Below are 6,644 nucleotides of genomic sequence, written 5' to 3' on the forward strand. Positions count from 1 at the left end.
AAAAGTACAGAAAAAATCTGTAAATTTGCATATCAAACAGGAATAAGCATAATAAAATGGCAAAAAAAGGAAAAACCATACCTAAAAATAAAAAGAAACCTACTAAAAAGAAGAAAACCACAAAGCCTCAAAAGCAAGAGAGAGATTTAATGTGGCTCTTTTTGAAGATACTATTGGTAGTAGCAATAGTGATAGTTATAATAATATTAGTAAAACGATATAGCAAACCATCTATCCCACAACAAATTGAGTCAGAGTTAGTAGAAACAGAGGTTGATACAGAAAGCTCAAAGCAAGAAGTTGTTATAAAAGAGCCTAAAAAAGAGGAGCCACAAAAGAGAGTAGTGGTATCATATTCAAACCTTGAAATACCCAAGTGGGAAACCACAACATCGCAACAGTTAGTAACAAATATAGGATATACGTCATCATATAACACATCATATGGAATACCAAATTGGGTAGCATATGAAATAACACGAAGTGAAGCAACAAGCACAGAGGCAGAGCGAAAAGATAAATTTATGCCCGATCCCAAAGTAAAAGGACGCAGTGCAACAAATGCCGATTACAAAGGAAGTGGGTATGATAAAGGACACATGGCACCAGCAGCCGATATGAAATGGAGTCAAATTGTAATGGATCAATCGTTCTATTTCACAAATATCTGTCCCCAAGCACCAGGACTAAACAGAGGAGCATGGAAAAACCTTGAAGAAGATATCCGCCTATGGGCAATACGTGATAGTGCATTGGTAGTAATATGCGGACCATTATTTACCCAAGAACCAGTACGATACATACCTCAAACACAAGTGGCAATACCCGATGCCTATTTTAAAGTAGTATGTTCGCCATACACACCTGAGCCACGAGGAATAGCATTTATATTCCCAAACGCAAAAGCATCTAAACACCCACGTGAGTATGTAACAACAATAAACAGCGTAGAGCAGATAACAGGAATGGACTTCCTGTCTCAACTACCTGATGAAACAGAAAACAAAATAGAAGAAACAAGTAATTACACCCTTTGGGAATAACACTATGAGAGCCGACACAACCGACACAATATGTGCCATATCAACAGCCCCAGGAGTAGGAGGAATAGCAGTAGTACGCATCAGCGGACCACAGGCAATAACCATAACAGATAAAATATATAAAAACATAAAAGGCATAACCGTAGCAGAGCAACCAACTCATACAGCAAAATACGGAACAATAACCACATCGCAAGGCGAAGTGTTGGATGATGTAGTAGTAACACTATTCAAAGCTCCACACTCGTTTACAGGTGATGATACAGTAGAAATCTCGTGTCATGGCTCACAATACATACAACAAACCCTTTTATCCCTTCTGATTGAAAACGGATGCCGATTAGCAATGCCAGGCGAATACACACGCCGAGCATTCATAAATGGCAAAATGGACTTGGCAGAAGCAGAAGGTGTTGCAGACGTAATAGCATCAACCACAGCAGCATCGCACCGCGTAGCCATAAACCAGATGCGAGGTAAATTCAGTAGCAAACTCGAGGAGTTACGCGCACAAATGATAAACTTTGCATCGCTCATAGAGTTGGAGTTAGACTTCTCAGAAGAAGAGGTCGAATTTGCCGACCGCACACAACTCACAAACCTTGCACAAGAGATATCAAAAGAGATAACCACTCTCAGCAACAGCTTTGCAACAGGTAACGCCATAAAAAATGGAATACCAGTCGCAATAATAGGCGAAACCAATGCAGGAAAATCAACACTCCTTAACCAACTAATAGGTGAGGAGAGAGCCATTGTATCGCCCATACATGGCACAACGCGCGATACCATTGAAGATACCATAAACATATCAGGAACACTCTATCGCTTGATAGATACAGCAGGACTCCGTACCACAAGCGATACCATAGAGCAGATAGGAATAGAACGCAGTTATCAAAAAATAGAGCAATCAGAAATAATCCTTTGGCTCACCGATATAACAGGTACACTACCTAAAAATGCCGAAGAGATAAAACAACGCTCACAAGGCAAAAAACTACTACTTTTGCTTAACAAATGCGATAAACTAACACCCGAAGAGCAAACCGCAGCACAACAAAAAATAGCAGAGCAAATAGGTGAGGAGATACCCATACTAACCATATCTGCAAAAAACAATAGTGGCATAGAGGAGTTAAAGCAACAACTCGCACAATACACCGCTGCACAACAATCAATAAGCGACACAATAGTAACCAATGTACGTCATTACGAAGCCCTGATAAAAGCAGGAGCAGCCATACAACGCACCATCGATGGATTAGAGATAAATATCCCTGGCGACCTACTTGCACAAGACATACGCGAAGCAATGCACTACATCGGTGAAATAACAGGTCAAATCAGCACCACTGACCTACTACAAACCATCTTCTCAAAGTTTTGCATTGGGAAATGAACAACGAACTAATATTAAGCCAATTTTGATTGTTCTTTCTCGAGGTAAGTAAGTTATTATATACATTGATAAAAGAAAAACAGAACCATACAGCCACATTCATTAAGAATGTCTTTGCTCACGCTCTCCGCGACATTGAAGTCTCAACCATCGAGCGCAAGATGTCGCACACCGAATCGGAGTGCAGGATACAATTGAGATTAAATCTATAATAAATAGATTTTTAATCTATTGTAAACAATGTATTACTTGATAGATTTAAGTCTGTGTTTATAAATACATCTGTTTTATTATCTCTCCAATTGCTATAGTTTCTCGCATTGTTTTTCCTGTTGTTTGAATGACCATACCAAAACCTTCATCGGAATCTATCAATCGCAGATGAATTTTGCCATCATCAAAACATTTTTCAACAAACTCTCGGCTTGTTGGATTAAAGGCCAATGAATTGATAGCAGATACAATATAATTGCAGTTACGCAATTTTTTCCACAAGAATATTAATTTATCTTTGCCATGATCATCTCTGAATTTATAAAGTTTCTTTTGAGGCAATATTATACATTTTTCTAGTTCAATTGGTTTATGCTGTTCTATAAAATGATTTATTTCATCTGTTTCTAATGATTTTGGCGTATCAACATTGACGACCTTTCCTTTTAATATTTCATCTTTTACATTCCTAATGGCATAAGACTGTTTTCTCCATTTTGGATGAGTAGAAAGTGAAATGGCGATTGTTTCAAGTAGATATGCAGAAATAAGTCCTTGACCTACATCCCAGGAATCATCAATCTTAACTTCGAAGTTATTATTTATATATTTCTCTTCTTCTGAGGTATCTGATTCAATATAAGGGTTTCTAGCTGTGGATAAAATGAATGTAAAATATGTACGACCAATTGGATCGCTTTGAAGTTCATATATGTTTCGTATCCCATCTTTATTCAAAGATGTTATACCATACTCATACCTAATGCCATTAAAGCCTTTTTCTTTTAAAGCTTGTATTGTTTTTGCATAATTAATGAATAACGACAAAGCATCTTCATCTCCTTCTTGATCTAGAAAACTTAGTTCGTTAAAACATGCATGTTGATTTAAAGAACCCATATATTATATTAGTTTCATCAATTGATTCTCCCATTCATCAATAAAATCTTGTGGATAATAGCTTAATTCTCCATTTATTCCAATTTTAATAGGAGTATTAACTGTATAACTCTCTCCGTTTTCTATGTTTTTTGTAAAGTAATTAATCCCAACTTGTTTTGGAGCTATGATTTTTTCTTTTACTGCTACGCGCAATCCATTTACAATATGATCACTATGAGTTTCCACAAATAATTGGACACCAGAAGCTGCGCACCTTGCAATCAATTCGCCCATTTTAGCTTGTCCCTTAGGATGAAGATGTGCCTCAGGATTTTCTATCAGAACAAGTTTATGGATGCCACTTAAACATGCTACAATTACAGGCAATATATACGAAATACCAAATCCTACATTTGTGGGACGAATTCTATTTGTTGAAATTGTATCTGTATGGAAATCATATGATAAGATTACTTTGTCTATTTGAGATAATTCTTCTGTTACAATATTCACTCCCGGAGTAATAGCCTTCATCCATTCTTGTACCTGATCAATTAACTTATTGGAAGATGCTGTTTCAAGACAAAGATGATGAGGTACAATAAGTTTATCTCCATACATTGACAAAAAATGAGCGGCAAGTTCTCCATGAATACCTATGGTATAATTGTTGGCAACTTCGTCATATGACATTTTGTAGGTTGTTGATGGTGATAATCTATCTGCATTAAGAAAAACAAAATTATTTGTAAATAATGCTTCCTTATAAACCTCTGGATCTATATGGGATTCCATCTGATTAAGAATATCACTTTTAGATGAATATGCATAACCCACATCAAGAGAATACTCGCGATCTTGATTACAATTAACAAAACCAATATTAAAATGGATTTTCTCTATATCTGCAAAATTATATAATGCATCTTTGCCTCTTCCAATCTCAACCAAATCGCCGTTAAGACATAACTGAGTTAAGTCAGATTTTAAACTTTGACGAAGAATCAACAATGATTGTATAACAGTAGACTTACCCATTCCATTCAAGCCCATAAATAGATTTAGTGATGTTGGAATAAGTTCGATAGATTTAATCGACTTAAAGTTTATTACATTTATTCTTTTTATCATAAAGATATACTGTTATATATAATTTCATGAATACAAGCATAGCGATAATTTACTCTTCCTCTATCACCCGTCGCCGAAGTTATAGCAGCCACAAATGCATCATCATTATTCATAAGTTCTACAAATTTTTGGAATATCACATCCTTATTGGATTTAGCACATTTTTGCTCTTCTATTGAAAGATTTGCTAATCCCACACTCCATACCTCAAAAAGAGCTTTATTAATTGGTTTTCGCCGTTCTAAAATAGAATAAACTTTTCGAAATGCCCATCTTCCAAAAATGGTTTTAGATAGTTTCATCGCATTATCAAAAGCTTTCATAATATCATTGAGTTCATCATTGGTTTTAGTGTAGAGTTGCCCCATTGATGATGTCATAAAAGTATCAAGGTCGGGTTTATATCCTTTATAACCATTCAAATAGAATGCAAGAAAACGAGTGACAAATTCTCTATCAAGCATTCGATCTGTTGCAATAACATTCTGTGTCGCATCTTTAAATGACTCAAGTTGTGCTAAATTAGCGACAAATTTAGAAGGAGTACCTTGATTTAGAGCATGTCTAATTTCTTGAGGTTCCAAAACTAAGCCACCAGTATTAATACGTTTAAAAATGTTAAACTTGACATCGGCTGGAGTGCCAGGATTAATGATATAGGCAACTATTTCTGTTTCCTCAATCATTCTACGATAATTACGTGGTAGTTCTGAAAAAGTTTTACCACTAATATTATCAAGAAATTCTAATCCTTGCAATCGTAGGCTTTCATCGACTACAAAATTTTTGATAGCAGAAAGACGTTGCAAACCATCTACAACTAGCCACTTTTCATCCTCTGTTCCATCAAAATAAAAAGCAGGCAATGGTAGTTTTATGAGCATTGATTCTATTAGTCGACTTTGTTTGTCTAAAGTCCACAAGTTGCCTTTACGCTGAAAATCAGGTGCTAAATCTATTTCAGATTCACGTATTCTCTTGATTATGTTATCAAGAGACATTGTTTTACTCTTAATATTGATTTCCTTAGGATTAAAAGGTTTGTCAATAGGTGAGTCGGTATCGTTTACCGATATTTCATCTTCTACTTTAAACGATTGAAGATACTCTTCCGCTTCACTTCTACTTCTAAACTCACCTTGTTCAGCAGACAAATAATGATGTTGCATATTTACAGAATTCATTATACCGAATTTCTTGCAAATATACGAAAAATAATGTTATTTCTTATATGATACAAAAACAATTGATTAAAATACTCAAAATTTCCACAATTAATATAAGTGTATTAATGATAGACTAATGATAGGTATACCCACCTGAATGCTTTTGTTGCATAATCCCGATTATAAAAGTTTTTTGACTTACACTAATTATAAACCACCATCCAAAAGTTATTTTGCAGTTATATTTTGGTGGGTGATTCCACCATTATAACACCGATTTCCTTTGCCAACGAAACATTAAAACAGTTCGAGTATGGCAAATGAAATTACTTTTGATAAGCTGCCGCAGGCATTGGAACCGCTCTTTGTGTATTAGGATTGAGAAGTGTACTCCCGAATCAGAGACATCTACAGAGCATTTGTCCAGAGGTATCCAATTTTTTAGGATAGTATCGGATAAATGGTATCTATTCTAAAACACCAATCTATTCTGAGCATTTTTCCGAGGCTTGCAAATAAATTTTGTAACGGTCGGACAAATGATGCTTTACTAACTTAATCACCACTTGTCTATGCCTTATGTGTAGCTAAACCCCATCTTACTTACAATCTATAAGGCAAAATGTAAATAATCATCAGTCCAACTATGCTTTTGTTTATTGAAAATTTCTTCAGTTGATTATTTTTCAATATCTTTGCGTAAAATCAATATGATTAGATTACAATGAAGAATGTTAATCGGTTAAAAGTTGTACTTGTAGAACAAAGGAAAACAGGTAAATGGCTTGCAGAGCAGTTAGGGAAAGA

Annotated in this window: 5 protein-coding genes; 2 read left to right on the forward strand and 3 right to left on the reverse strand. The window is 35.3% G+C overall.

From position 1 onward, the window contains the following. Nucleotides 1-56: 56 nt before the first annotated feature. Nucleotides 57-1,043, forward strand: a complete 987-nt coding sequence (locus IKK64_07465) for a DNA/RNA non-specific endonuclease (GenBank protein ID MBR4119896.1) — start codon at nucleotides 57-59, stop codon at nucleotides 1,041-1,043. Nucleotides 1,044-1,047: 4 nt separating this feature from the next. Then, nucleotides 1,048-2,445, forward strand: a complete 1,398-nt coding sequence (gene mnmE, locus IKK64_07470) for a tRNA uridine-5-carboxymethylaminomethyl(34) synthesis GTPase MnmE (GenBank protein MBR4119897.1) — start codon at nucleotides 1,048-1,050, stop codon at nucleotides 2,443-2,445. 270 nt (nucleotides 2,446-2,715) lie between these two features. Here the strand turns inward: mnmE and IKK64_07475 are convergent, their stop codons facing one another. Genes IKK64_07475 through IKK64_07485 form a run of 3 tightly spaced genes read right to left on the reverse strand, consistent with a single transcriptional unit; the run spans nucleotide 2,716 to nucleotide 5,855 of the window. Next, the gene (locus tag IKK64_07475; protein ID MBR4119898.1) at nucleotides 2,716-3,558 is read right to left on the reverse strand and encodes a hypothetical protein; all 843 of its coding nucleotides are present in this window, start codon (nucleotides 3,556-3,558) and stop codon (nucleotides 2,716-2,718) included. A 3-nt stretch (nucleotides 3,559-3,561) separates the two neighbouring features. Next, complete coding sequence (locus IKK64_07480) at nucleotides 3,562-4,671, reverse strand: DUF3696 domain-containing protein (GenBank protein ID MBR4119899.1); 1,110 nt, start codon at nucleotides 4,669-4,671, stop codon at nucleotides 3,562-3,564. Continuing rightward, nucleotides 4,668-5,855 carry a DUF262 domain-containing protein gene (locus tag IKK64_07485; protein ID MBR4119900.1) on the reverse strand — a complete coding sequence of 396 codons (1,188 nt, stop codon included), beginning with the start codon at nucleotides 5,853-5,855 and terminating at the stop codon, nucleotides 4,668-4,670. Before IKK64_07485 ends, IKK64_07480 begins: the two co-directional genes overlap by 4 nt. Between the last annotated feature and the right edge of the window lie 789 nt (nucleotides 5,856-6,644).

It is taken from the genome of Bacteroidales bacterium, from assembly GCA_017521245.1.
Lineage (GTDB): Bacteria > Bacteroidota > Bacteroidia > Bacteroidales > G3-4614 > Caccoplasma_A.